The 26,414-nt window shown below is 45.9% G+C and carries 26 protein-coding genes, 1 other RNA gene and 1 pseudogene; 8 read left to right on the top strand and 20 right to left on the bottom strand.

Annotation, left to right across the window (positions count from 1 at the left end; translation table 11 throughout):
* Positions 1 to 20: 20 nt before the first annotated feature.
* The gene (locus ACWA2B_RS03780; RefSeq protein WP_039270032.1) at positions 21 to 593 is read right to left on the bottom strand and encodes a xanthine phosphoribosyltransferase; all 573 of its coding nucleotides are present in this window, start codon (positions 591 to 593) and stop codon (positions 21 to 23) included.
* An 84-nt stretch (positions 594 to 677) separates the two neighbouring features.
* Complete coding sequence (locus tag ACWA2B_RS03775; RefSeq protein WP_039270030.1) at positions 678 to 1,283, bottom strand: DedA family protein; 606 nt, start codon at positions 1,281 to 1,283, stop codon at positions 678 to 680.
* 140 nt (positions 1,284 to 1,423) lie between these two features.
* On the opposite strand from ACWA2B_RS03775, the gene ACWA2B_RS03770 reads away from it, so the two are divergent.
* On the top strand, positions 1,424 to 2,530 hold the full coding sequence (locus ACWA2B_RS03770) for a YkvI family membrane protein (protein WP_165147779.1): 1,107 nt from the start codon (positions 1,424 to 1,426) through the stop codon (positions 2,528 to 2,530).
* On the opposite strand, the gene ACWA2B_RS03765 is transcribed toward ACWA2B_RS03770, so the two are convergent.
* Entirely contained in the window at positions 2,527 to 3,651 is a 1,125-nt protein-coding gene (locus tag ACWA2B_RS03765) for a glycosyltransferase family 4 protein (protein ID WP_029516727.1), read from the bottom strand. The two genes, ACWA2B_RS03770 and ACWA2B_RS03765, sit on opposite strands and share 4 nt — an antisense overlap.
* Positions 3,652 to 3,856: 205 nt before the next feature.
* On the opposite strand from ACWA2B_RS03765, the gene ACWA2B_RS03760 reads away from it, so the two are divergent.
* Entirely contained in the window at positions 3,857 to 5,038 is a 1,182-nt protein-coding gene (locus tag ACWA2B_RS03760; protein ID WP_165147782.1) for a GGDEF domain-containing protein, read from the top strand.
* A gap of 125 nt (positions 5,039 to 5,163) precedes the next feature.
* Here the strand turns inward: ACWA2B_RS03760 and ACWA2B_RS03755 are convergent, their stop codons facing one another.
* Both ACWA2B_RS03755 and ACWA2B_RS03750 read right to left on the bottom strand, forming a co-directional pair.
* Positions 5,164 to 5,949 (bottom strand): pseudouridine synthase, encoded by a 786-nt coding sequence (locus ACWA2B_RS03755; protein ID WP_341039202.1) that lies wholly within the window; start codon positions 5,947 to 5,949, stop codon positions 5,164 to 5,166.
* Positions 5,946 to 7,610 carry an RsmB/NOP family class I SAM-dependent RNA methyltransferase gene (locus tag ACWA2B_RS03750; RefSeq protein ID WP_449291725.1) on the bottom strand — a complete coding sequence of 555 codons (1,665 nt, stop codon included), beginning with the start codon at positions 7,608 to 7,610 and terminating at the stop codon, positions 5,946 to 5,948. Before ACWA2B_RS03750 ends, ACWA2B_RS03755 begins: the two co-directional genes overlap by 4 nt.
* A gap of 163 nt (positions 7,611 to 7,773) precedes the next feature.
* Here ACWA2B_RS03750 and ACWA2B_RS03745 point away from each other — a divergent pair, with 163 nt between their 5' ends.
* Positions 7,774 to 8,301 carry a thioredoxin family protein gene (locus ACWA2B_RS03745; RefSeq protein ID WP_039270024.1) on the top strand — a complete coding sequence of 176 codons (528 nt, stop codon included), beginning with the start codon at positions 7,774 to 7,776 and terminating at the stop codon, positions 8,299 to 8,301.
* 85 nt (positions 8,302 to 8,386) lie between these two features.
* On the opposite strand, the gene ACWA2B_RS03740 is transcribed toward ACWA2B_RS03745, so the two are convergent.
* The 3 genes from ACWA2B_RS03740 to ACWA2B_RS03730 are packed head-to-tail and all read right to left on the bottom strand — an operon-like array spanning position 8,387 to position 10,898.
* The gene (locus tag ACWA2B_RS03740; RefSeq protein WP_449291707.1) at positions 8,387 to 8,956 is read right to left on the bottom strand and encodes a DUF309 domain-containing protein; all 570 of its coding nucleotides are present in this window, start codon (positions 8,954 to 8,956) and stop codon (positions 8,387 to 8,389) included.
* Positions 8,957 to 9,769, bottom strand: a complete 813-nt coding sequence (locus ACWA2B_RS03735; RefSeq protein WP_023988035.1) for a GTP pyrophosphokinase — start codon at positions 9,767 to 9,769, stop codon at positions 8,957 to 8,959.
* 34 nt (positions 9,770 to 9,803) lie between these two features.
* Positions 9,804 to 10,898 (bottom strand): quinone-dependent dihydroorotate dehydrogenase, encoded by a 1,095-nt coding sequence (locus tag ACWA2B_RS03730; protein WP_029516721.1) that lies wholly within the window; start codon positions 10,896 to 10,898, stop codon positions 9,804 to 9,806.
* A gap of 217 nt (positions 10,899 to 11,115) precedes the next feature.
* Between ACWA2B_RS03730 and ACWA2B_RS03725 the strand changes: the two genes are divergently transcribed.
* On the top strand, positions 11,116 to 11,262 hold the full coding sequence (locus ACWA2B_RS03725) for a hypothetical protein (protein ID WP_023988033.1): 147 nt from the start codon (positions 11,116 to 11,118) through the stop codon (positions 11,260 to 11,262).
* A 27-nt stretch (positions 11,263 to 11,289) separates the two neighbouring features.
* Here the strand turns inward: ACWA2B_RS03725 and ACWA2B_RS03720 are convergent, their stop codons facing one another.
* The 3 genes from ACWA2B_RS03720 to ACWA2B_RS03710 all read right to left on the bottom strand — a co-directional run bounded on the left by ACWA2B_RS03720 (position 11,290) and on the right by ACWA2B_RS03710 (position 14,666).
* Positions 11,290 to 12,714 (bottom strand): L,D-transpeptidase, encoded by a 1,425-nt coding sequence (locus ACWA2B_RS03720; protein ID WP_449291706.1) that lies wholly within the window; start codon positions 12,712 to 12,714, stop codon positions 11,290 to 11,292.
* Between the two features lie 267 nt (positions 12,715 to 12,981).
* Positions 12,982 to 13,224 (bottom strand): ferredoxin, encoded by a 243-nt coding sequence (locus ACWA2B_RS03715; protein WP_013309730.1) that lies wholly within the window; start codon positions 13,222 to 13,224, stop codon positions 12,982 to 12,984.
* A 161-nt stretch (positions 13,225 to 13,385) separates the two neighbouring features.
* A complete protein-coding gene (locus ACWA2B_RS03710) occupies positions 13,386 to 14,666 on the bottom strand; it encodes a DNA polymerase IV (RefSeq protein ID WP_449291705.1) in 1,281 nt (426 codons plus the stop codon).
* A gap of 292 nt (positions 14,667 to 14,958) precedes the next feature.
* Between ACWA2B_RS03710 and cimA the strand changes: the two genes are divergently transcribed.
* A complete protein-coding gene (cimA, locus tag ACWA2B_RS03705; RefSeq protein WP_340931888.1) occupies positions 14,959 to 16,575 on the top strand; it encodes a citramalate synthase in 1,617 nt (538 codons plus the stop codon).
* Positions 16,576 to 16,614: 39 nt separating this feature from the next.
* Here cimA and ACWA2B_RS03700 read toward each other — a convergent pair whose 3' ends face one another.
* The 4 genes from ACWA2B_RS03700 to ACWA2B_RS03685 form a co-directional block, all read right to left on the bottom strand.
* A complete protein-coding gene (locus ACWA2B_RS03700; protein ID WP_165147794.1) occupies positions 16,615 to 17,259 on the bottom strand; it encodes a TlpA family protein disulfide reductase in 645 nt (214 codons plus the stop codon).
* A gap of 176 nt (positions 17,260 to 17,435) precedes the next feature.
* Positions 17,436 to 18,173, bottom strand: coding sequence for an exonuclease domain-containing protein (locus tag ACWA2B_RS03695; protein WP_029516716.1), 738 nt, complete (start codon positions 18,171 to 18,173; stop codon positions 17,436 to 17,438).
* Positions 18,170 to 19,252, bottom strand: coding sequence for a DUF294 nucleotidyltransferase-like domain-containing protein (locus ACWA2B_RS03690; protein WP_029516715.1), 1,083 nt, complete (start codon positions 19,250 to 19,252; stop codon positions 18,170 to 18,172). The genes ACWA2B_RS03695 and ACWA2B_RS03690 overlap by 4 nt, the downstream gene beginning before the upstream one ends.
* Before the next feature lie 48 nt (positions 19,253 to 19,300).
* Positions 19,301 to 20,704, bottom strand: a complete 1,404-nt coding sequence (locus tag ACWA2B_RS03685) for an ammonium transporter (protein ID WP_029516714.1) — start codon at positions 20,702 to 20,704, stop codon at positions 19,301 to 19,303.
* A 295-nt stretch (positions 20,705 to 20,999) separates the two neighbouring features.
* Between ACWA2B_RS03685 and ACWA2B_RS03680 the strand changes: the two genes are divergently transcribed.
* Both ACWA2B_RS03680 and ACWA2B_RS03675 read left to right on the top strand, forming a co-directional pair.
* On the top strand, positions 21,000 to 21,431 hold the full coding sequence (locus tag ACWA2B_RS03680) for a MerR family transcriptional regulator (RefSeq protein ID WP_049816952.1): 432 nt from the start codon (positions 21,000 to 21,002) through the stop codon (positions 21,429 to 21,431).
* Positions 21,432 to 21,473: 42 nt separating this feature from the next.
* Complete coding sequence (locus tag ACWA2B_RS03675) at positions 21,474 to 22,145, top strand: zinc metallopeptidase (RefSeq protein ID WP_023988023.1); 672 nt, start codon at positions 21,474 to 21,476, stop codon at positions 22,143 to 22,145.
* A gap of 88 nt (positions 22,146 to 22,233) precedes the next feature.
* Here the strand turns inward: ACWA2B_RS03675 and ACWA2B_RS03670 are convergent, their stop codons facing one another.
* Positions 22,234 to 23,172 carry a LysR family transcriptional regulator gene (locus ACWA2B_RS03670; protein WP_023988022.1) on the bottom strand — a complete coding sequence of 313 codons (939 nt, stop codon included), beginning with the start codon at positions 23,170 to 23,172 and terminating at the stop codon, positions 22,234 to 22,236.
* 97 nt (positions 23,173 to 23,269) lie between these two features.
* Positions 23,270 to 23,893: a rhomboid family intramembrane serine protease gene (locus ACWA2B_RS03665; protein WP_069011083.1), complete on the bottom strand. Its 624-nt coding sequence runs from the start codon at positions 23,891 to 23,893 to the stop codon at positions 23,270 to 23,272.
* A 119-nt stretch (positions 23,894 to 24,012) separates the two neighbouring features.
* Between ACWA2B_RS03665 and tpx the strand changes: the two genes are divergently transcribed.
* Positions 24,013 to 24,531, top strand: a complete 519-nt coding sequence (gene tpx / locus ACWA2B_RS03660) for a thiol peroxidase (protein WP_029516711.1) — start codon at positions 24,013 to 24,015, stop codon at positions 24,529 to 24,531.
* A 92-nt stretch (positions 24,532 to 24,623) separates the two neighbouring features.
* Here the strand turns inward: tpx and ACWA2B_RS03655 are convergent.
* From ACWA2B_RS03655 to ACWA2B_RS03645, 3 genes and pseudogenes are all read right to left on the bottom strand, one after another.
* Positions 24,624 to 25,017: pseudogene (locus ACWA2B_RS03655) on the bottom strand (DUF1499 domain-containing protein).
* Positions 25,018 to 25,227: 210 nt separating this feature from the next.
* Positions 25,228 to 25,422, bottom strand: a non-coding RNA gene (gene ssrS / locus ACWA2B_RS03650) — 6S RNA.
* 58 nt (positions 25,423 to 25,480) lie between these two features.
* The gene (locus ACWA2B_RS03645) at positions 25,481 to 26,242 is read right to left on the bottom strand and encodes a YesL family protein (protein WP_029516710.1); all 762 of its coding nucleotides are present in this window, start codon (positions 26,240 to 26,242) and stop codon (positions 25,481 to 25,483) included.
* Between the last annotated feature and the right edge of the window lie 172 nt (positions 26,243 to 26,414).

The raw sequence follows: 26,414 nt of genomic DNA, 5'->3' as shown, positions 1-26,414 counted from the left end.
ACAGGAGTTTTGAATTGTTACTATTCAGCAAACTCAATCTTACCGTCCGCTAACGACGAAATTTTGACCAATGACTCTACACGAATACCCTGCTCACGGATGGTTCTCGCTCCGGCCTGAAAGCTTTTTTCCACCGCGACACCGAATCCAACCAACTCAGCTCCGGAGCGTTGAATGATTTTAACCATGCCTCGCGCCGCATCACCATTAGCGATAATATCATCAATGAAAAGAACACGATCATCTTCGTGAATAAATTGACGAGACAGCATAATATCCGTAACAATACCTTTAGTAAACGAAGGTACGCGTTCACACAGCGCGTCTGGATCAGCTAGTAGGGTCTTTTTACGACGAGCGAATACCAACGGGACACCCAATTCCAAAGCTGTCGCAAACCCGATGGCAATACCTGAGGATTCCACGGTCACTACTCTGGTAATCTTCTCTTCCCGGAAACGTGCTGCGAACTCTCGTCCCATTGCCATTGTCAATTCTGGATCAACTTGGTGATTAAGCAAACCATCCAGCTTCAGTACCTGATCTGATGCAATCACGCCTTCATTTATAATTCGTTCCTTTAATACTTCCATTACATGACCTCCCACGGCATTCCTATGCGGTAAAAGTACCATACTTCACCCGCCGCTTTCAAGCTATAGCTACTTTCCTTCAGGTCATGTGACATTTTTTTTACGCTTATTCCAGAACCATACGGTGATTCCTCCCACAACGATTAAAAGAATAACGACCAGCCCTACCCGATGCGTCACCTTCTCCATTAGCTTCGCCACCTGCTCCCAATGCATGCCCACCGCATGTCCAATCCCCAAAAATGTACCGCACCACAGCAAAGCTCCTGCTGATGCATAACAGATATAGCGAAAAACGCCTAGACGGGTTGTGCCTGCCAGATATGAGGATACATGTCTCAAGCCGGGGACAAAATATCCGAACAGAATTCCCCAGGTACCATAGCGCCCAAACCAATTTTCAGAAGAGGCAATCCTGGAAGGCGTAAGCCTCACCCATTTTCCGTATCGATGCAATAGTGGTTTGCCCAGCAGACGCCCCAGTGTGTAGCTAAGCATCATACCCGTCATACTACCGAAAAATGTGACTGCCAGTGCAGCAATGAAGTTGTAGTGCCCTTGAGACACGAGCCCGCCGAAGGCAATCATTAGCACTTCGTCGGGTATCGGCATACCCGCTACTCCAAGTGCAAGCAAGCCGAACATTGCCAAATATCCGTATTCCAGTATCCATGCAAGGATTTGACCCATAAATTACGCTCCCGTCAAGCTATTCATTAATTCACTTTAATTATTTTCAGTCTCATCCAGTCATGTCCTATTTCAGTTGAACATAGTTTGTATTATATGCTCGCTGCAGCGTTATTCAAGCAGGCAAGGAGGGACTGGGGATGAAACGTAATATTCATGTTTTTCAGATTGCTTTTACATACATCGGTACAATCGTCGGTGCCGGATTTGCTACCGGACAAGAAATTCTGCAATTTTTTACGCAGTATGGTCGTTGGGCTACACTCACTATTATGCTATCCACAATCATATTTGTATGGTTGGGTACGAAAATGATGCTGATCGCTCATGATATTTCAGCCAAATCCTACGAGGACCTGAACAAACATCTTTTTGGCGCCAATGCCGGGAAATGGATTAGCTGGTTCACGCTCATCGTGCTGATCGGCGTAAACAGCGTCATGTTGGCAGGAGCCGGCTCTGTTTTTGTAGAGCACCTTCACCTGCATTACCAAACCGGACTGCTTATTACACTGATTGGTACTTATTTGCTGCTAAGTAAAGGCATTAAAGCCATCTTGCACATGAACACCGTGGTTGTCCCACTGATGATCATCATGTCTCTTCTGCTCGTTCACAGCACGCTCTCTATGCCCAATCCTCAGAGTTTTATTACGAATACGACAGATCACAGTACATTTCGAACCTTGCTCTCTCCACTGCTGTACACGTCCTTCAACCTAACTATGGCCCAAGCCGTGCTTGTACCACTTGGCAGCCAAACCTTTTCCCGAAGAACCATCCGCTGGGGCGGAGTTTTGGGCGGAGTTGGTGTCGGGTTTATGCTGATGGCTGCACACTTTGCCATGTCAGCACATATGCCGGGTATTCAGCAATTTGAAATCCCTATGGGAAGCATTGCTTATCGTCTGGGTGCCTTCGTCGAAATCATATACATTCTACTCATTTTCATGGAAATCTTCAGTACCTTTGTGGCCGACATTTACGGAGTCAGTCTGCAAATTCGTCAACATGTCCAAATTTCGCCCAAGCTCATCACACTATTCATTATGCTCACCTGTTTTTTAATCAGTCAGTTCGGCTTTAGCTCACTGTTATCTGTTCTTTATCCTATTTTCGGGATGCTCAGTCTGATGTGGGTTAGTAAACTGATCATGGCAGGACGCGGGAGACCTTTCCGTTCCTCACGTCCTCACTCCAGCCTTCGGCATTCTGATCCCAAATCAGGTGATACTCGTCATGGTTAGTGTGGAAATTTCAAATACATTTTCTTCAACTCGTTAACCGCTCGACTCAAAGAATAGCTTGATTTAGCCTTATCGCAGGCAGATCTAGCCAACTCATAACGATAGGCAGGATCAGCGATGACCTTTTCTAATGCGTCTGCTAGTGCCTTCGGATGGTCGGGTGGCACGAGCAGACCATTGACCCCATCCTCAATCTGCTCCGGTATTCCTCCCACTTCTGTGCCTACCAATGCCAGACAACTCAACGCTGCTTCCGCAAATACCGAACCAAAGGCCTCCGCTCGAGAAGGCAAAACAAATACATCAAAGAAAGGCATAAACTCTTCTGGATGAAGGGTATATCCATAAAAAATCGTCTCATGGTATATATCAAGCTCTCGCGCCATCTCTTCCAGCTCAGGGCGAACCGGGCCATCTCCAATAATATGAAGCACAAATTCCATATTTCTTTTTTTAAGTTCAGCACAGGCCCGCAATAAAATATCCAATCCTTTCGCCGGAACAAGGCGGCAAACGGTTATGAGCTGTGTCACTTCATTTTCGTGTGGAATGGGCTTGAAGCGCTTCTCATCATATCCATTCGGAATGACTGCAATGTCTTGCGGATTCTGAACGTAAGGAGTTAAATAATGCTGAAAAGAATGAGATACCGCTATCAGGCGATCCGCCTTCTGCTCCATTTCCCCGTACAGTGATACCAAGAATTGGTGTTCAGGCCCGTTCTCCTCTATTTTCCCGTTTAGGATTAACTCCTTCTCATAGGAAGAGTGAATCGTCTGTACAAGCGGGATGTCAGGAAAAACAGTTTTCATAGCAATCCCGGCAATGGGGTGATGAGCATGAATGAGGTCATAGGGCTTCTGAATACGAAGCCGGGTCCACCACAAATAGTCACGGTACGTCTGAATATATTTTTGAACGATTGGATATTGTTCATATCTCGTCCAGTCAAAGGTATCAAAAATTACTTCGTCCCTACCCTTGTTACGAATCCGTTTAGGGATTGAAAATAGCTCCATTTCCCAACGGGGGGATGTAAATCGCTCTTGCAGATATGGAATCATGGATGAAACACCTCCCGGTTGCTCGGGTGGGAAAAAGAGAGCCTGTAGCAATTTCATGACGTGCTTCCCCTTTCAAGCATTAAACTGCCCGGATCACAGATGTATGTATAGGTTTCCGGATTTTCTGAAAGATGATATATTGAGAATAAATGTTAGTCACAAAAGAAAATTATAACATTTTAAATGGGATAAATCCTGTCTATTGTATCGGAACGATATCATCCGTTCAATAGATTGACTATTTTTGCAAATGGAGTCGGTGATGTTGACGTTGTTGTCCTTATCGGGAACCTTGGGTTTCCCATCTCTGGCCGAGGCCGTAAGTGCAGCCTGCGGTTTGTATATTATACTCATGATGGCACTGATGTGCGTGATCATATATAGCAGACAACGAAAAAAAGCCTATATCCTTTTTTCAGTTGCCGCTATTATTATTATGACATATGAAGCCATGAATCTCTATTCAGCAGGCGGAGGCAAGATGCAACTCCAAGGAATCGTGTGGAAAAATGTACTGGAGGCGTCTGCCTTCGTACTCATCAATGCCGCCGTATTTCAACTATACCGGAAGCTAAAACGTGTGCAGACATGGACCTTGCTACTGCTGGGTGCGTTATTGATATTGCCGGTTACTGCCTGGACAGCAGGTTTGTTGCCCGCTTGGATCAGCGCAGCGAAACTGGTTGGGTTCACTCTATTTTATCGAGTACTGGTACTTATACTAAGCCTTGTGTTTATCACCCCACGAATCGGACAGCCAAAGAAGTATGTAGCGGGCTTATTCATGTATTTGCTCTGGCTCGGCTATTTGTGGCTGGGAAATGACATCCCTGAAGAAGCTGGCAGGTCAAACACAGTCCTATATATGTCATTTTTACCATTGCTGTACTACACTACGTTATTCCTCATCCTGTTTGAACGGATTGTGGAGCTGCTCCAAAGGATTTACCGTTCTTCCATCACCGATGGTCTGACCGGGCTATATAACCGTAAATATTTTTCAGGACGACTACGGCGATATATGGATCAAGGAATCCGCGTGTCGGTCATTTTTTGCGATATTGACAATTTCAAAAAGTTGAATGATACGCAGGGCCATGCTCGTGCGGATGAAGTACTCAAACAGGTGGCACAGATTATGGAGGATGAACTGGATGAAATCGGACTGACCGGACGATACGGTGGCGAGGAACTGGTCGCAATGGTTGTGGATCGACGGGCCAAGGTTGGACATGTCGCAGAACGTATCCGCGAGCGGGTCGCGGAGGAAAGCATTGTCACAATCAGTGTCGGACACAGTACAGTGAAGAAGGAAATGAACCCGGATGAACTGGTCAAACAGGCCGATCAAGCGATGTACATATCCAAAACTACAGGTAAAAACAAGGTTACAGCTTATAAAGCAGCCGAAGTGAAAAAAAGTCGGGCAGCACGCGCACAATAAATTGTAAACTGCGATTCGTTGTTAAAAGTTGAGTTTGAATAATTCTCTGTCTGGTTGTCTATACCTTAAAATGACGCACAGGAATCTTATAAGAGCCTGTGCGTCATTTATATTTAATCTGCCCATCAAACTTCTGACGTTGTAGATGCTATATCCCGGCCGATCCATGCCAGTTCTTCACTAGTCAGCTCTCGATAGCTGCCCAGTGGAAGCTGTTCATCCAGCTTCAATGGTCCCATGGCCGTTCTTTTCAAATAGGTCACCTTTTTACCAACCGCCTCGAACATACGCTTCACTTGATGAAATTTACCCTCATGGATGACAAGCGAAATATAGGAAATGACTTCTTCATCATCTGCCTGGTACGGATGTTCGTGGCGAAGAATGGTCAACTGCGCGGGAAGGGTAACATACCCATCATCCAGTTCCACTCCTGCTGTAAATTGATGAATATCCTCCTCCGTGACATGACCCGACACGGTAGCTTCATACGTTTTAGGGACATGCCGCCGTGGAGAAAGTAGTTCGTGCGCTAGCTTACCGTCGTTGGTCAATAACAATAGTCCTTCTGTATCTTTATCTAAACGTCCTACTGGAAAAGGCTCAAAATGTCGTTCCTCCGCACTCAGTAAATCCAGTACCGTCCGCTCCCTTGTATCTTCAGTTGCAGAGATGACACCCGGTGGCTTGTGCAGCATGATATAAATATACTCCCGAAAAATAACACGTTCCCCGTTCACTTCAATCTGATCCTGGTATGGATGAACCTGTAAGCCGCTATCCTTGGTGGTCTTCCCGTTTACCGTGATTATCCCTTGCTTCACCTGTCGCTTGATATCACTACGGGTGCCATATCCCATATGGGTTAAAACTTTATCCAAACGTTGCGTTTGTCTCCCTTTTCCACTCATACCGATGTCCACCTCCAGCCTGTAGGGTATTCATTTTTGAGCATGCCATCCTGCCATTTGCCCCACCCAGCCGAATAACCATCAATGCACACGAGAGTATGGCCTTTGGGCTGGACTTCGTTCCGCAGTGCCATTCTCTCAACGGGGATGGACAAGGTCTCCCCTTTTAAATACCGGATGGCCTCAGCATCTGAACTGGAGAGATTGATGCTTCTAACCGCCTCTGAAGAGCATAATGCCACCGCCAGCGGGTGTGAAGGCACAAAGCGACCATTCTTGTCAGTACCCATAAACCAGCCTGGTCGCACCACTTTAAGGCCGTCCAAACGATGTGATGCCAGTGGCGACTGATAAATGCGATCTCCATAAACCACCGTATAGCCTGTAAAAGACACTTCCAGCTGCTCCTTCACAAATTGGTGATAGGATTCCAGCACATCCTGTGGGGAGCGTACAGCGGATTTTACATTCTCTTTGCCAGATCGGGACTTAATGCCACCCAAGCCGCGCGCGGACCTTCCTTCACGGGATTTCCCGTCCATTCCTCTTCCACTTCGTTTAGGCTCACCAGTTCCATGTCTTCCTTGACGGCTTGGCGTCTGCGCTCCCCTGACGGACAAAAACGGCTTCTTCCGTGGATACGCTTCATCTATGTTCAATGCCCTATCATCTTTGTCCTCAAATGGAGTCAAATCCTCCGATTCAGTGTGATCTTCTATCGCAGCGGCATGCCCCCCCTGATGCTGCAATACAGCGATAAAATGGCCTTCTCCCTCTACGAGATGCGGCCAAAGGCGTGCTGTTCCCCGCAGCTCGGGGTATGCTGACGCGACCTCTTCACTCATCCATTCCGGGTGGCCTGGTGCAAAGCCTGCTTCTGATGAAACAGGGACTACGTCAAAATCGGAGTGAGCCTCCAGAAATTCTGCGATCATTCCTTCATTTTCTTCTGGCGCAAAGGTGCAGGTCGAATAGACAATTCTCCCTCCTGCGCTCAGCATTGAGGCCGCTACACGCAAAATGTCCCGTTGCATGACTATACATTTATCTACCGAATGCGTTTCCCATTGTTTTGCCATGTCCTCATCCTTGCGGAACATACCTTCTCCCGAGCAAGGTGCATCAATTAGTATCTTGTCAAAAAAATGTGGAAAGGCATCGGCGATTCGATCCGGGCTTTCATTCAGTACCACGGCATTACGCACACCGTACAATTCCACATTTTTAGCCAACGCTTTGGTTCGGTCCGCGCTAATATCATTTGTCACCAATACGCCGCTTCCTTGTAGTTTGGCAGCTATTTGGGTCGATTTCCCGCCCGGTGCAGCACATAAGTCCAATACAGCTTCGTCCTGAGCTACATTGAGCAGCTCAACCGGAGACATTGCACTCGGTTCCTGTACATAGTACAGCCCCGCATGGTAGTAAGGGTGTAATCCCGGCTTTGTACCGTGCGGAATATAAAAACCCGTGGCACACCACGGAATCGGCCGCAGTTCGAACGGAGAACGTTTCTTAAAGTTCTCTACCGGAATTTTTAATGTATTGACGCGAATCCCGGCATGGGGCGTGTGGTCATAGGCAGTCATAAATGCTTCAAATTCTTCGCCGAGCAATTGTTCCATGCGCTTTACAAATGCTGTGGGGAGCTGTACACCCATAATCGTAATCATCCTGTCCTTTTAAAATAATTTTTATTGTACCATATTCAACCTGTTATCCCGCAATATCCGTGTGATTTACAAACTTTCACTACAAGATGTAATGTTGTATAATAATAAGATTCATAGCTGCATATTTTGAATTTTGATAGGAGAGATTGCATTGAACGCACAAAAATCCAACAAAAAAAAGCTTATACCTGTCATCGGCTTTTTTGTTGTGCTGGTCATTTTGATTGGTGTGCTGCTCGCTTTAAATTCAGGCACTAAAAACAAGCTGTATGGCGTTTCCACAGCCTCGTTAAATCCTGCTACTCAAGAGCTGCTGAATGACCCAAACTATCAGCAAATTATTAAGCCGGAAGATTTACAGAGCAAAATTGACAAAAAGGAAAACTTTTTCGTCTATCATTTCGCCTCCGACTGTGTGCATTGCCGCGCCACTACTCCCAAGCTCTTGCCTTTGAGCAAGCAGGAGAACATCACGATGCACGAATTTAACCTGCGTGAGTATGAGGATGGCTGGGACAAGTATAAGATTGAGTATACCCCTACGCTCATTTATTACGAAAAAGGCGTGGAAAAGGAACGTATGGTAGGCGGGTTGAAGGAAAATCCTTCGGACAATGGATACACACTCGACGATTTCAAAGCCTTCTTTGAGAAATATAAAAAGAACGTAACCTCCTAGGCAAACCTTCACACACCTGAAAACGATAAAGCAGCCCGATCCTCATGAAACGGATCGGGCTGCTTGCTTATCATGCGCTTCAAACTCAAGGTGCATCCTTCGTTTCCGCTGAGACAGAACCTGAGCCGCCAGCGGCCTGTCTTCGCCTAATAGAAGCTTCCAGCGCCTGCTGACGCTGCTCATGCTTTTCCCCACGCCGAGGACCTCTTTGCTGCGGAATGTTGACCGGAATAGACGACGATGCCTTCTCCACGGCCCGGCGCAACTCGGGCTCGACGATTTCAATCGTCATATCCCGATAAACCGGCGGTTCTTGCTGAAGCTCTTCCGTGCCGGTCATAACAGCTTCAGCAAGCTGACGAGCGCAAATGCGCGCCTCTTCCACCAGCTTCACCATATTAATGCCCAGCGCCTGCGAAGGAGCATGCTCCAACCGGTGGACCGCACTATCCAGCATCATATGTCCACCACGATAGTTACCATTCCGAAAATGATACAGCCCTACAGCAACTTGCAGCAAACCTTTATATACAGGGTCACGGTCCAGCTTAAGCCACAGCTCTTCCAGTACCTCATGACATTCAAAGTAATCCCGATCACGATTGAAGTATACCAAATAAGTCACGTATAGCGGTTCGTAGGAAAGGTGTGCCATTTAATACTCATCCCTGTCTTCTTCCTTGGTAGAGGCTTCTAGCATCTCCTTGACCTCATCGTGAAGCAGCTTGATTCCTTCCATGTCGTGCCGTTCCCACAGTTCATTGAATCTGCGCTGCGCATCAATCGTTTCACTGATCTTATGGTAGAAATACAGCCGATGCATGCCTGTTAGCACTTTGGAAACGATATTGGCTTCATCCTCGAATTTTTTCTGCGCTTCCAATATTTCAAGACGCATGGAAGACATCTCATTATCCAATACAAAGGCTGCCTCAGCTGCCTTTTTCAACCGTGTACGCATATTATCAGGCAAGCTTTCACGATACTTATAGCTAAGAGAATGCTCTATGGTTGCCCAAAAATTCATAGCCAAAGTACGGATTTGAATTTCTGCCAGCACGATTTTCAGCCCGACTGCTGTCTGAACCGGATACTCCACAATCATATGAAAGCTGCGATAGCCACTGTCTTTATAATTGGTGATATAGTCCTTTTCATACAGTACGGTCAAATCCTTACGTCTTCTGATATATTCGGCCACCCGCCGAATATCCTCTACAAATTGACACATAATGCGAATACCTGCAATATCCTCGATTCCCGTCTCCAGCTGATCAGAAGGAACCTGTAATCTCTTCGCCTTATCGAGGATGCTTGATATTTTTTTAACCCGTCCGGTTACGAATTCGATAGGAGCGTATTCCTCGCGCTTTTTCAGCTCCGCACGCATTGTTTTGAACTTGACCTTAAGCTCTTCCACCGCCTGATCATATGGCAGTAAAAATGTTCCCCAGTCTCTTCCGTCCATCCCCGTACCTCCTGTCTCTTCCGACAACACTTTTTTATCTGTGATCTGCACCAACTGCCTCGGTAATGTGTCTAAAGCCGTCCTTTCGAAGCAGCTCACGCAGGCCAGCATGTATAGCTCTATTTACTTCCGGCCCTTCGTAGATCAATGCTGTATAAATTTCAATCAGACTTGCGCCTGCTTTAATTTTGTCATAGGCATCACGGCTCGTGAATATACCGCCTGATCCGATAATAGGAAGCTTACCTTCCGTCTGGCGATACACCCGTCCGATGACCTCTGTGGAACGGTCACGCAGCGGCTTACCACTCAGCCCTCCTGTTTCACTCGCATTTCGGTGCGTTAAACCAGCTCTGGATATCGTTGTATTGGTCGCAATAATGCCGTCTACTCCACTGGCAGCAATCGCATCTGTCATATATTCCAATTCCTCATCCGATACATCTGGCGCAATTTTAACCAGTACAGACTTGGCATTGCCATACTTTTTCGCCTGGACTCCCATCTCTGCCCGAACCGCTTCCAATAACGACTTCAGTTCATCACCATGCTGGAGCTTTCGTAAATCCGGCGTATTCGGCGAGCTAATATTCACTACAAAGAAGTCCGCATACGGATACAGTGCGGAAATACACTTTTCATAGTCCTTATGAGCATCCTCATTGGGCGTGATTTTATTTTTGCCGATATTAACTGCGACCGGAACAGGTCGATGTTTGAGTGCAGCCAGACGCTTGGCCATGCTCTCAGCACCCAGATTGTTAAAGCCCATCCGATTGACTAATGCCTCATCGGGAGGCAGTCGGAACAAACGTGGCCGATCGTTACCGGGCTGTCCCACAGGTGTCACCGTTCCTACTTCCATAAATCCAAACCCGATGGAAGAAAAACCAGTAACCGCTTCTGCATTTTTATCCAGTCCTGCAGCCAGTCCAATCGGGTTGGGAAAATGAATGCCAAACAGATCAACGGCAAGATCCTCCGTCTCCTTGACTCCGTACATTCCTCGCAGTGTCGCTGCTCCACCAGGAAGTGAGCCCGCATGTTTTAAACCGTCAATGACTACATGATGGGCCGTCTCTGGACTCATTTTAAAAAAAACAGGTTTCGCAATCCTTCGATACAACACGATTCATCCACTCCGTTCTATGCCCTTGCACAATCCTAAAAAACATCTCTACAAAATAGTTTAGCTTTTTCCATACCAAAAAGAAAGTAATTTGCGAGGTGCAACATCAGAACAATTCAGTTGTCATGGAGATGTCATTGAAAATGTATAATCAAACCATTTACAATGGACATAGTAAGACAAGACCTTAGCTCGTTAGAAAAGAGGGATTGCTGATATGAAGACCAAGCGCAAGCCGCCCAGTCTGCAAAAGAAAAAGGATGAGGTGAACAAGAAAGCGATTGTATGGACCGCCGTCAGCTTTGTTCTCCTCATCATTGTAATTATTCTGGTCATTGTTTTAGCACAAGCAGGAAATCGTTAAACACCAAGTAGCAATAGCATCAAAATTTTAATTTAGCCAGTGATAGGTTTTGCGGGGATTCGTCTGGTCATGCTGCGGCTCACTTGTAAATCGAGAACCAGGCACAAGCACTTGATCAGGCAATCCGCCGTTACCAATGACTACCTCCGTACCCGAAGGTACGAGTGCAAACAATTCCTCCACATCCTCTTTACCCATTCGGACGCAACCCAAAGACTCATTTTTGCCAATGCTGTCCGGCTCGTTCGTGCCATGAATGGCATAATTCGTTGCAGACAGTTGCATTCCACGGCTGCCAAACTCACCGTTGGATTTGCCGTTCGGATTTACTACTTTATCGGTAATCACAAATTTCCCTTCTGGTGTTCTTTCTCCACCCAAACCGATAGGATAATTTCGAATAAGTACATTGCCACTTACCAGGGCAAGCCTATGCTTGGATTTGTCCACCACAATTCGCAGCGGTTGCCCCAGAAAAGGCCTTCCGTGCAATGACGATGCCAGTAATGGACTGCTTTCGGCCGACAAGTCTGCGTCTAAATCTACTGCCTTCCCTGTTCCCTTTCCTGGTGAAGCAAGTAAATTACGCATAGGTGTAAAAGCCTTCTTCATCCCGTCTGTCGTACCATACATCGTGTTAGCAGGAAAGTCTCGAGTCAGTTCATCAAGACTCTGGGGAAGACGTTGATGCTGTGAGCGAAAAGCACGCATGGAGCTATTCAGCACAGCTAATTCCTCCTGTCCAGCAGCCCATTTTAGACCTGCTTTGCGAAGATTTTCACTGTCTGACGGCTTACAAGCACAGGCAGCTGCGTCGTAAGACTGAACAGCTAATCCACCGTTTCCTTTGTTCTGTACACTAAGTAATGGTTTCATGCCCTCTCTCCAGAGCAGCCACGAGCCCCCTTGCTCCATGCCCAACACCGTAGTCTTGGACGGCAGTCGGCTAGTCTTAGCCAACATATCAGTAAGCCCCGTTCCAGCACCACTCCCTTTTCGAGCTTGGGCCGTAAACACACCACCAACCACACCGATCTGGGCCATCTCCTTCGGGTCAGCAGTGGCCACTTTCGTAACTTCAATATTATCAATTGCTGCCTGCTCAGTTCCGGATGGATCAAATGTATTCTCATTTGAAGGTCTCGGTGAATTAGCTGAAGGAACCCATATGAGCAGTAGTACCATTAACGCAGTTAACAGGTGACGTGTTCGAGCCGTTCTTCGCTCCTTCTCCTTGGACATCTGAACCAGTTTATCCTGATATTCCATCCATACGTCTGCCGGAATCTGTTTATGCTCGAAGGCTTCGAACACTTCTCCTGCGCGATTAAAGCAATAATTTGCTTTGCCCTCCTGACCGCTGCTCTCATACTCTTTGCCGAGTAAATACCAGGCCATTTTATTATCAGGGTGTTTTTTCACATACGATTTAAGATGAGGCGAATGGTTCATCGGATCCTCCTGATCGTGTAATCTTGCATACTTCCTATTATGTATATCGGTAAAAATAGACTTGATGGACAGCACATAAGAAAAACGTCTATCGACGTACTTTCACAGAAGCCAGACCGCGCTTGGCAGAAGTTTTTCTTGCGGTTATAGAATGGTTCAGCCTTCGCTGAACCATTCTATAACCTAAAAAACAGCACCAACAGCTTACTTTCACCGTTATACGGCGAAGGGAACTGTCGGTGCTGTGCCTATCAAAGAAGCCTACGCTTAACCTTCTTTATTGAACGGCTCGTCTGCTACTTTAATGGAATCCGTAGGGCAACCGTCACAAGCATCCTGCATATCATCAAACAGGTCTTCTGAGATCGCCTTGATGCCTTGGTTGGCATCCCCTTCAAAGATCACTTCAGCCAAACCTTCATCATCATAATCATAAATGTCTGGTGCTGTAGCGCCACAGGCTCCGCATGCAATGCATGTATCTTTTTCTACCCAAGTGTATTTAGCCATAACTTTTCTCTTCCTCCTATACAATCAAACAAACCAGCTTTTGCATTCTATTCACATATTAATACAAACCCAATATTATTACAAATTATTTTCCTTTATCCTTCATGCAAAAAATGCTTATAACGTAAGCTTGTGAGGCTTGCAATAATCTATCCAATAGTTCACTCCGGAGTTGGTAGATTGTCTTTTTGCAGCGAAGTTCCGCGCAACTTGGAGTTGCGAAGAAGTACCGAAGGATCATCTCCCAGCATCCCAGCGGTCAAAATTGCATTTTCACCAAACTTGTCGCGCAGCGCATCCATCGTCTTCAATAAGCTTTCTTTCTTGGGCTGATCCTGGTATTCAAATAGATCCATTTGAACGGCCGCTTCCTCCTTTGGAATAAGCTGCTGTAGCGTAATCCCCAGCAAGCGCACAGGCTTATCTTCTCCCCAATGGCGACGATATAACGCACAAGCTTCCTTATATATGTCCTCTGCACTTTCCGTAGGAGTGCTCCTGACTTGAGAACGCGTAAAGGTCTTCATATCCGGCGTCCGAATCGTCAATTGTATACCTCCTGCCAGCATACCGTGTCGTCGAAGCCGCCGGGCTACCTGATCACTAATGTTAAGAAGTACCCGTTGGGCTTCTTCCAGTTTGACCACATCCATAGGTAAGGTGGTCGTGTGGCCGATAGACTTGTTTGGCTCCCGCTCAGTGCTGACTGGAGAATGATTAATCCCGTTAGCAGCCAATTTTAACCACGAACCCGTCACACCAAATACCCCAACCAGCATATGTTCATCAGCCTTAGCCAGTTGCCCAATGGTGCGAATGTTCATTTGTAGAAGCTTATCTGCCGTTTTGCGGCCCACACCAAACAATTGACCACAAGGTAGGTTCCACAAAATGTTGGGTACATCACGCAAACGTAGAACAGAAATCCCGCGCGGTTTTTTCAGATCAGAGGCCATTTTGGCCAGCAACTTGTTGGGAGCAACTCCAATGGAACAGGGCAGGCCTAGTTCGTCTTCTACTCTGCGCTGGATTTCCTCAGCAATTTCCATAGGTGTTCCAAACTGTTTGGATCCAGAAATATCCAGATAACACTCATCAATTGAAGTTGCTTCCAGCATAGGCGTATACGAATATGCAATGCTCATAAATGCTTTGGAATAACGACGATACAAGTGAAAATCAGGCTGTATTACGATGAGCTGTGGACAGATCCGACGAGCCTGCTGAACGACCATTCCTGTTGAAATGCCCCATCGTCGGGCTTCATAAGAGCAGGTTACAATTACACCTTTGCGCAACTCACTACTGCCTGCCACCGCGGTAGGTAGTCCCTCATATTTCTCCGGCTCCTCCGCGGCATGAACGGAACAATAAAATGCGTTCATATCCACATGCAGAATAACTCGCCCGCCAACCGGATAATAAGCACTGACATCTTTCATGCTCAACCCTTCTTTTAACTGTAAATTCACCCGTCATCGCGGGAATATGTGTTTTGATTTTACACTTGAGATACCCTTAAGTACCATTTCTATTTTACATAAAAAATAAAGGTTTTGCGGCTAAAAATGATAATTATATATTACAATTGAAGTCATAAGTTGATATAATCGACTAACATACGAACACGACAAACTAACGCTTTCCTGTTTTTAAGCGTTAAACAACTAAATTAATGTGCTTAAAAAAGCAGAATATCACCAATCTGAGCAATCCGCAAAGGAGGAGTCCCTCATGTCCACCGCTATTTCTATCTTTGACACAACGCTGCGAGACGGCACTCAAGGAGAAGGAATTAGCTTGTCTGCTGATGACAAATTGAAAATCGCCAAAAAACTCGATGATCTCGGTGTTCATTATATTGAAGGCGGGATTCCCGGAAGCAACAGCAAGGATATCGAATTTTTCAAACGGGTACAAGAACTGGGCCTTCAGGCAAAGATTGTCGCCTTCGGCAGCACGCGCCGCAAAGATAGCATCGCAGCACAGGATGTCAATCTGCAACGAATTCTGGAATCCGGCGCTCAGGCTGCTACACTTGTGGGTAAATCATGGGATTTTCATGTACACACTGCCTTACAGACGACACTGGAGGAAAATCTGTCTATGATTTATGACTCCATCGCCTTTTTAAAGCAAGGGGGCATGGAGGTTATTTTTGATGCCGAACATTTTTTTGACGGATATAAAAACAATCCCGAGTATGCAATGGCCGTTATGAAAAAAGCTGAAGAAGCAGGCGCGGATTGGCTCGTGATGTGCGATACAAACGGCGGTACCCTGCCGCATGAGATTCAGGATATTGTTACTATGCTGCAAAGCCAGATAACGAGGTCACAGTTGGGTATTCATACACACAATGACTGCGAATTGGCAGTAGCGAACTCTCTAAGTGCTGTACAAGCAGGCGCAAGGCAGGTCCAGGGTACTATCAACGGATACGGTGAACGGTGCGGTAACGCTAACCTGTGCTCCGTCATTCCTAATTTGCAGCTCAAGCTGGGTTATGACTGTCTAGATACTGAGAAGTTAAGTCAACTCCACAATACAGCCCGCTTTGTGAGTGAAGTCGCCAACGTCAATATGCCTGTGAACCAGCCTTATGTTGGCAATGCAGCTTTTGCCCATAAGGGGGGCATTCATGTGTCAGCCATTCTGCGCGACTCACGAACTTATGAGCACATCGCTCCTGAACTTGTGGGGAACAAGCAGCGGGTCTTGGTCTCCGAACTGGCCGGGCAAAGCAACGTGGTATCCAAAGCGCAAGAGCTGGGCATCACCCTTGACCCATCCAGTGATGAGGCACGTGGCGTAATTAGCCGCATCAAGGAACTGGAGCATCAGGGATACCAATTTGAAGGCGCGGATGCTTCGCTGGAACTGCTCATTCGTGAAGCAGGTGGTGAAGTGAAGGAAATGTTCTCTTTTGAGTCCTTCAAAGTGCTGGTAGAGAAAACAGCCGGTCGCCCGGTCGTATCCGAGGCATTCTTGAAACTGAATGTCGCAGGGACGAGTGTCTATACTGCAGCTGAAGGCAACGGTCCTGTCAACGCGCTCGATAACGCACTCCGCAAGGCTCTTTCTCAATATTTCCCTGCTTTGCGGGACATGCATTTGGCCGACTACAAGGTACGTGTGCTTGACGAAAAGGATGCCACCGCCGCCAAGGTACGTGTGCTCATTGAGTCTAAAAATTACGAGGACGTCTGGAGTAACGTAGGCGTATCCGAAAATGTAATTGAAGCCAGCTGGGAAGCTCTCTTGGACAGCTTCCGTTACGCATTGTTGGAAGCACCAACTCCAACAAACGATCAGTCAGAGCTTACTCATCATGGATTAGTTAATCATTAATCAGTTGCTCGCATGAGCTTATAAGGTGCCTTTGGCGGTCTACTCGGATCCCAAAGACACCTTCTTTTTTTGAAGAGTTTCAATTTTGCGTTCCAACTCCTGCTCACTGAGCATGCCGATGATGATTTCGCTGACCTGTCCATAAGGATCAACCATTACATGAGTCGGAAAAGCCACCCCTCCAACTCGTTCAAACAATACTCCTTGCTCATCAAGTAAAATGGGAAACTGGAGATCCAAAGAGCGGGAAAACTTCTGTACATCCTCCAATCGATCATAACGAGTTACATTGATACCATACACATCTACATCATCTTTGTACTTACTATACAACTCATTCAGCATAGGCGCTTCTAATCGGCACGGATCGCACCATGAAGCCCAAAAGCTAATAACCAAAGCCTTATTGCGCGGGGCCCCTACATCGTAGGTCTTGCCGTTTAACCCCTTTAAAATCATAGAAGGAAGCCGTTGACCAGGCTTTATCTTTTTCATTACCTCTACCGCATCTGTTTCAGCCTCTACCTCTTTCTCAGCTTCAAGTCTTTCTCTACCGTATTCCTCTTTTAATAGTGCATTTTCCATGGACAGGTTTGCTGCATAAGTTGTGTTTGCAATAACTCCCCATGAAGCCCCAACCACAACCAGTATAATCATCGCTCTGATGAAAAGAATTTTTTTCACAGTCTTATCACCTGTCTTTCATCTGAATGGCCCTTACCTTCTCCATAGGATGCCCATACTGTTCCCAGCTCTAACCTTCTAAATCTGAACAAGACGCAAAAAAAAAAAACAGCAAAACGACGAAATCGCGAACTTGCTGTTTTGATGTGTATATGAATGCTATGCCTTGTACTGAATCAGGCATGACTTAAATGCGCGTAGACATCTGCCAAATTGGTCACATTACGCTTCAACATTTCCTGAACATAAGCAACCCACAGCTTAGCCGTCATTTTCGCATCCTCTAACGCATGGTGCCGCCCTTCAATCGGAATGGATTGATAGGTCAACAATTCATCCAAACTGTAGGTTTGATGTTGCTGTGGCTCAAGCCATTTGGCAAGCATCATCGTATCCAGAACACGATGAGTCAATTGAACTTTAGATGTTTTCCATAACGCAGCATTCAAAAAGGCCTTATCATGAGCGCTAGCATGTGCTACAAGTACTCGCCCACCTACAAAGGACATAAAGTCGTGCAGTCCATTCATAAGTGGTGGAGCTTCATCCGTCATTTCCCGGGTAATCCCAGTTAGTTCAGTAATGTACTCAGGAATCACAGTCCGTGGATTAACAAGCGTATAAAACTGCTCTTTTTCCATAATCATGTCCCCGACAACCCGAATCGCCCCGAACGATAAAATCTCATCTCCATGCTGTGCTGAAAATCCCGTTGTCTCCAGATCAAAAACTACCGTCTCCAAACGATCCAGCGGGGTCCGCAATACTTCAGAGCGCCGTTGTTCCCGGGTTAAGGAGCGAATAAACGCCATCTGTTGAGCCGTAGGAGCCCCCATTACAGATGCGATCGCAGACGGCACTCCTCCTCTGCGGAGAGCGCTCCAGAAGCCACTTCCCTGCGCTGGTTCCTTCATGACCTTCTCCCTTCCATAAATCGCAACTGCCTTTGCAACGCACGATGCAACCGTCGTACCGTCGAAAGCGCCTCGCGCAACTCATGCCAGCCTTTACCTTGTTTCAGCGGCTTTACAGCCAGGTAGCCATTGCTGACCAGCAATCCATCATTCTCCTTCACTGGTGTAGCCATTCGTAGCTGAAGCGCAATCCGAAAGGCACGCTCGCAAGCATCGAGTAAAGGCAACGGTGCCGCTTCCAGTGATGCGAGACGACTGAGCCTTTTGAAGGTGGAGGTTTCCTCTACACCATGTTGCAACGCCAAAAAACGGACTGCGTTCACCAGCGGAATGTACAACCCGTATTTCACATCAAAATCGCCCGCATGCTCACCGAAGCGCTCGGTAACAACCTGACCTAAAATGTTAAGTGTCGCTTTATGCCTCACCGTGTTCCTAAGTACCGCCGAGGGTAAATCAGGATGTATTCGGAACAACTCATAAAAACTTCGTTTCCAGTTTGCAGATAGTCGTTCATCTCCAGCGATATGCCTCATATCAGACGAGATAATCAGATAACGGATCGGCTCCCAAGCAAAATCGTCCGACCATTTTGTTAGCTGTTTTTGCCATTCAGATAATGTTTGACGCCACAACGGCTCCGAGCACATTACTTTCCCCTCACATTTGGGATATCCCAAATACTCTAACATCGCAGACACTTTGCGACCAAACTCTCTAAAATATAATTCTTTGTCGGCAGATATCGTGTCACTGATAATCATACCGTTATCCTGGTCACTCCACAGCGTTGATTCCGAGCGCCCCATGCTTCCGAAGGCTATAAATGCGTAAGGGACGGGAGGAGGGCCGAAGCCATCCTCAACCATCCCTTTTTCGCACATTTGTACAGCTCTGGCCGCGATGCGGTCATGCATTTCATTCGCCGTTTGTAACCAGTCTGATAACGGAGCGGAGGCTTGAGAAGCCAGCAACCATTTTTGAGAGTCGACCCTGGCCCGCCTTAGCGATTCAGGTGTATCTGCATGATCAATCGCTTCGGCGGAACTCACCCAAGGGGCCATATTTTGCAGTTCCATACTTCCATCTCCTCCGCTCATCCATACTGGTTCTTTATATTTTACATATTAGTTCACAATTCCAGAACGCTTTTCAGCCTCAGCAACCAACTTCATTTGCTCAGGATAGCCGTACGTACCGTGTTCACTGATATCCAATCCCATTGTTTCTTCCTCTTCTGTAACGCGAATACCCATAATCGCTTTCATCGCACCCAGAATAATGAAGGAAATGACAAACACGAAAGCCAAAGTGCCAATCAGTCCAAGCAGCTGTACTCCTAATTGGGTAAATCCACCACCATAGAACAGACCCGCTTGACCTACACCAGTTATTTTTACAAGCTCAGGAGTAGCGAAGAACCCTGTGGACACTGCGCCCCACATCCCTGCAACACCGTGCACGGAGAAAGCATATACCGGGTCGTCTACTCTTGCACGCTCGAACCATTGCGCTGTGAAGAAAGTAACGATCCCTGCAACTGCACCAATGACCAATGCCGCCCAAGGTGCTACAAAGGCACAAGAACCAGTAATAGCAACCAAAGCCGCCAGCACACCGTTTAGCATAGCAGGAATATCTGCTTTTCCATATACCATCCAGGATACGAGCAAAGCGAAAACCCCACCTGCCGCAGCAGCAATATTGGTAGTCAAGGCCACATATCCAAAGAATCCGTCGTTCATAGCTGATACAGCACTACCCGGGTTAAACCCAAACCAACCAAACCAGAGAATAATAACACCCAAGATAGAGTACACCTGGTTATGACCAGGGATAATGTTCGGCTTGCCATCTTTATTAAACTTGCCCAGACGCGGTTTGAGCAGCAGGGTAGCGACGAGTGCTGCCGTAGCGCCTGTCAAATGGACTACCGTCGAACCGGCATAATCCTGCATCCCCAACTTACCAAGCCATCCACCGCCCCACACCCAGTGAGCTACAACCGGATAAATCACGATGGAGAACAAAATACCGAAAATAATGTATACACTTAATTTTGCACGCTCTGCCATCCCCCCACATGCGATAGAAAGTGATACCGCAGCGAAAGCAAAGTGGAACAAAAACATAATTGTAATCGGAACATCCAGACCTGAGAGAGCATCAAACGATGCAGCCGCATCCGTACCACTCATGAAGAAACCCGTCAGTCCCATAAATCCGTTTCCGCCATCATTACCAAAGCCGAATCCAAATCCAAGTGCCCAGAAGGACAAAGCCGCAACACCCGTGGTGAGAATCGTTTTACCAGCGACATGACCCGCATTCTTCATTCGAGTCGAGCCTGCCTCCAGCAATGCAAATCCCGCTTGCATAAAAAATACAAGTATAAATGCCAAGAACGTAAAGGCCGTGTTTAGCCCGGCTTGAAGTTGAATATTTGTCGGACCGTCAGCAGCAAACGCACCTACCGGAAAAGCTAATACTGTCAGCATGGCCAATAATACAACTAACCACTTTTTTCTCATGAAGCCCACTCCCTCGAATGTTAAGTTTCTTTACATTTCGTGAAATTCTTATTGTCATTATAATCAGAATACATGAAAGTTGACAAGATTTTTTTTTATTATGTTAAAAAAATATGGTTCCAAACACTACATGTCATATTTACTAACTATAAAAGTAGCTTGTTTCTGTTCAAAAAAAGCATAACGTTTGACTGTATGGTTGGGAATCATGTAAAATATTCTTTATAAACACTCCGTTTGCAAATGCTAATATTGAAGGTTGAACGAAGAGCGCGAGGTGAAGACAGATGGGGATATGAAGCTGTATCGAATTGGTGAGCTAGCCAAGACGGCTGGTGTCAGCGAACGAACTATTGATTATTACACAAAGCTTGGTTTGATCACACCTGAAGAACGATCATTGAAAAATTATCGGCTCTATAATGATGAAACCTTAAACAGGCTTGAACGTATTAACCAAATGAAACAAGAGAAGTATAGCCTAGAGGAAATCAGACAGACACTGATTAAATGGAACTCGGTTGCGGGGGAAGAGCACGTCACTGACAAACTAACGAGTCTGGAGATGCACATGCAGCGTCTAGAACGCGAAGTCAATGAACTACAGCCTCTCTTGGGGCAGCTCAAGCCCGTTCAAGCGCGCAAGTTGCTTACTGGTCTACTACCACAAAGCGCCGCTTGTATCGAAGCTCTGAAGTATCTGCTGGAGCATAGTTCTATGATGTAGATACCCTGGCTAGTATGATGAACAATATTGGAGGGTTGCTTTATGATGGGTATGTATATATTGATTATTCTTGCGTTCGGATTATCCTTATGGGCGCAATTCCGTGTAAAAGGTACTTTTAATAAATGGTCTGATGTCCCAAATGAAAATGGGTTGACCGGTTATGATGCAGCTCGGCATATGCTAGATCGCAATGGTTTGCATGATGTGCCTATTGAACCAGTACCTGGTGCGTTATCTGACCATTATGATCCAATGCAAAGAGTCGTACGGCTGTCCGAGCCCGTTTATTATGAAAAATCCATTTCAGCAGTTGCCGTAGCTTGTCACGAGGTTGGTCATGCCATTCAGCATAAAGAGCATTATCCCATGCTGGCACTCCGTCACCGGATCTTTCCGATCGTAAACTTCGCTTCTGGGATTGCACCGTTTCTGCTGATTGCCGGTTTCTTATTCAGCTACACGAACCTGATTGGCTTGGGTATTATCTTTTTCTCGGCTACTGTTGCTTTTCAATTAATTACATTACCGGTTGAATTTAATGCTTCCAACCGGGCCCGAGAAATTATGGTTTCGGAAGGGTTTATCCGTAGTGATGAAGAACGGGGTATAGCCAAAGTATTAAATGCTGCTGCATTAACTTATGTGGCTGCAGCTCTTGTTTCCTTGCTGGAACTAATCCGCTTAATCGGTATCTTCAACAGCCGGGATTAATTGCTTGTGTTGCAAAAAAGGTTGTTCCTCTACCAAGTTAACGGTAGAGAACAACCTTTTTTCTTTATCTAAAACCAATCAGCTATACTCACTGTCCTAAATCCGCTTTTGCACTTCCGTTCGGAGTAGCTGCACTACCTTTAAGACCAAAATATTGCAACAAGAAAGTTCGGAATGACTTTGCAACTAATGGCAGTTTATCATCTCTACGATGAATCAAGCCTATAGTTCTCGTGACCTCTGGATCAACAATTGACACTCTTGCAGGTTGAAGCGGGTTGGTCTGAAACAACGCCATTTCAGGCAAAAGACTGACTCCCATGCCAGCCGCAACTAATCCGCGTATCGTATCTGTCTCTTCACCTTCAAAAGCGATATCCGGCGTAAATCCTGCCTCCAGACAAGCCTGCCAGACAATCGGACGTAACGAATATCCATCTCTGAACAGAATAAATTTTTCTCCCTTAAGCTGACTCAGCGTGATATGTTTGGCCGTGGCTAAAGGATGATTGGGCGGGAGAACAGCAAACAACTCCTCGGTCAGCACCACATCCCCCTCCACATGATCATGACGATCGGGAAAAGGAGATACAAAAGCCAAGTCCACCTCACCCGCTAACACATCACGAATTAAACTCGGATACATCCCCTGTTTAAATCTAAATTTAACATTGGGATACCGCTTTCGGAATTCAGCCACTACCGTAGGAATAAGATGAATCCCCAAACTGTGCGGAAAACCGATGCGGATTTCGCCCCCCTCAGGATCCAAAAACTCATGAACCTCCAAAACAGCTCGCTCTAGATCTTTTATTATCGTCTCAACCCGTTTGCAAAATAGCTGTCCCACTGGCGTAAGCTGCAAATTGCGACCCTTTTGCATAAAAAGATTAACTCCCAGCTCCTCTTCAAGCTGATGAATTTGCCGACTTACCGCAGATTGCGCCACATGTAGCTCCTCGGCTGCCTGAGTGACATGTTCTTTTTGCGCTACCTTCATGAAGTATTGTAACTGTCGTAATTCCACTCCGATATTCGCTCCAATCTGTTTTTCAACATCCGGAAGAAGACGTCAATCGAACATCATCCTCTTTCTTCCCTGCTAACTTACGGTAAAACTGTCTTTAGTGGCGTTTGCGCTGGCCAGTCAATCTAATCAATAATCCATACATGAAAAATCCACTGAGTAATCCCCCAAAGTGAGCGGTCCAATTAATGTTCGCTACAGCAAAAGAAAACAGAATACCAAACCCAAGCAGCGTGTACAGCGTTTTGCGCGAAGCATCATCCATCAAGGAACGTTGGAACAAGGCAACGTACAGAAACGCCCCATAGATGCCATAAATCGCTCCTGAGGCTCCTACAGAGACTGTCGTTTCCGCCACCATGTTGTAATGGGCAATGGACAGTATGTTCCCTACAATACCCGTGACCAGATACAATAGCACATAGCGGAAGGACCCCAGCAAACGCTCCAGCGGAGGAGCGAAGACGAGTATGGCAAAGGAATTGAACAGAAGATGATCAAACCCTGCATGTAAAAACATGGCTGATACATATCGCCACAGTTGATCGGTGAATGGCGCCTCATTAATCAAAGCTCCATATCGGATCAGCGTCAAACTATTTTCCGATCCACCCTGTACGGTGAGTACAACAAACATCACAATATTGATGAGCAAAATCAGACAGGTTACTGGGTAAAACCGCAAATAACTTTTCCAGTTCTCATAACGTAAAAAAATCAAGGCAATCCTTCCTTCATGGGTGTCTCCACCTTATTCAAATTGGACAATGTCTTTTATAAAAGATTATAATAGATTTCGGCAACGATAACCAATGCTAAAAACCAAGGAGGCTATTACATATGGCACAAGAACGTACAGGAGCTGCTACTTTTAAAGGCAATGCTTTGACACTCTTAGGTCCTGAACTGAAGGTTGGAGATCAGGCACCTGATTTCAAATTACAGAAAAACCTGTTAGAAGCAGCTACGCTCCAAGACTTTGCAGGCAAAGTCAAACTGATCAGTGTTGTTCCTTCTTTGGATACAGGTGTGTGTGACGCACAGACTCGACGTTTTAACCAGGAAGCTGATTCCCTTGGGGATCAAGTCGTGGTGCTGACTGTCAGCGTCGATCTGCCTTTCGCTCAAGCTCGTTGGTGCGGTGCTGCCGGTATTGACCGCGTATTGACACTGTCCGACTATAAGGATCATTCCTTTGGCGAAGCTTATGGTGTGTTCATCAAGGAATTCCATTTGGATCATAGAGCTATTTTTGTGATTGATCAAAATGACAAAATTGCTTACGTAGAATACTTGAGCGAAATGTCCGAACACCCTGACTATGACCAAGCGATTGCAGCAGTGAAAAAACTCGTCTAAATCAAGACTGCATATTAAAAAAGCGAGTGAAGGGTTGCCTTCCTCGCTTTTTTTGACGTTTGTCTGCCACATCACTGCTCACACATCTACAATCACTGCACAACCTTATGAGCAGACAGCTTCTTGTCAATCACAGCGAACAGTTGCAAAATGATGCGGTAATTCGCGCCCAAGTCCCCTAGCGATCCGCGTGAAGCAGAATAAATATCCACCGCACTCCGAACTGGTGAGACAGACAATATGGAAACGGTAATGTCGACGGTTCTACCGAACGCCGTTCGCTTCTCTAACGTAATTTCACCTACGGATGCTACCTCATGAAGAACCTTGTAGCCAGGAATTTTTTTTTAGAATAGATGATACTTCTTCCCAAGCCTTGTCTCTCGATAAGTTATAATAGCGTGTCTTCATTTGGGGGTCCTTGACCCGGTCGCTTGTACCTTCTTGGCTGCGCACAATCCCTACCAGAGTCCTCTTCAACGACAAGACATTTCCTCCTTCACGATAATCGTTGCCATAATGCAGCACATCGGTTTTTTTGCTGCAAGCGCTTTATAAAACGTTAAACAACAAAAAGTTAACCGACCATACCTGTGGTATGCGACCTTAGTACCTCATGTCTTAGTTTAACATTGTTGCATACAAAAAACACCCTGTTTCTGCAAGAAGCATAAACAGAGTGTATTCATTATCTTTGGAGTACCCGCCGATGCCGTCCGACCATAGCGTCTTCTGAACCTGCTTTAGCAGGTGGGTGACCGCAGAATAAACTTTTGAAGTCCCCTTGTCAGGAATTGACAGGGCTTTTCAGCTATTCATCCGTATAGATCTCCCTAGACATTGTCATTGGTTCAAAACAACAAATGACCGTAACGTGCATCGCAGGATATGACCTTATTATAGCGCTTCTCACTCAGAAAGTAAATGCTAGGAGAAATATGTTTTATTTTTAGAGGTTATCACTTTTCTTGTCTTCAATGCTTGCCGTATCTTCATCTTTCTGCTTCATCTTTTCCATTTGATCCTGCATTTTAAGGAATGTTCCATAAAAATTAAAGAAAGCGAACCAGGCAACTACACTACCGATGAAGAATAAGAAAAGCACAGGATATTTGACTCCGATAAATATAACAACGGCGCTACCGAGCATGGTAGAAAATACACGGAATGGTCGAATCAGCGTCAGTAAAACCGCATTTTTGATAATTTGTCCGGTAGACATATGATAATGAGCCACCATCGAAAAGAAGTTAAACATAGACACAAGCAAAATAATGATAAGAATGAGCATAATTACGCCCACGATTTGCAAGTTGCTGAGTTGTGTCATATATACGGTATAATCCACATACATGATGACAAACAGTAACGTGTAAAAGATACCCCCGATTAGACTCTGCTTATAGTTCTCTTTGTACCCTTTAAAAAAGGTACGAAACACGCCTGTATCGGTATCCCCCATTACCCATTTGCGAACCACTGTGAACATAGCCGATGTGGCTGGAAATAAAGTAAGCGGTGCCAAAACAGCCATCGCCCAATTCATTTGTAAAGATTCATTAGCCAAATTCTGATTCATTACAAGTAGTTTCAGTATGAGGCAGAACACAAAAGGCGACGAACATAACACCCATAACAAATTTGTAGCCGCCAGTCGGGTAATCCACTCGGTCAGGCGGTAAATACCACCCATAGCTCCTTTAAACTCCAATGTCAGTCTCTCCCTCCGCAAGCCTTGGCAGTTCCAAGACTCATGTTGCTATGCCTATAAATTCCGGCTCTTGGCTATATCATACCGTATTTCAGCCCTAATGCGCCAGTGAAATCAATAAGTGCCTCATTAAAGCAGATTGCTAAAAGGTTCATACATACTGATTCAATCA

This window comes from Paenibacillus sp. CMM36 (assembly GCF_053570945.1).
The sequence above is the reverse complement of the archived record's forward strand: the minus strand, read 5'-3'. Positions and strand labels throughout refer to the sequence as shown.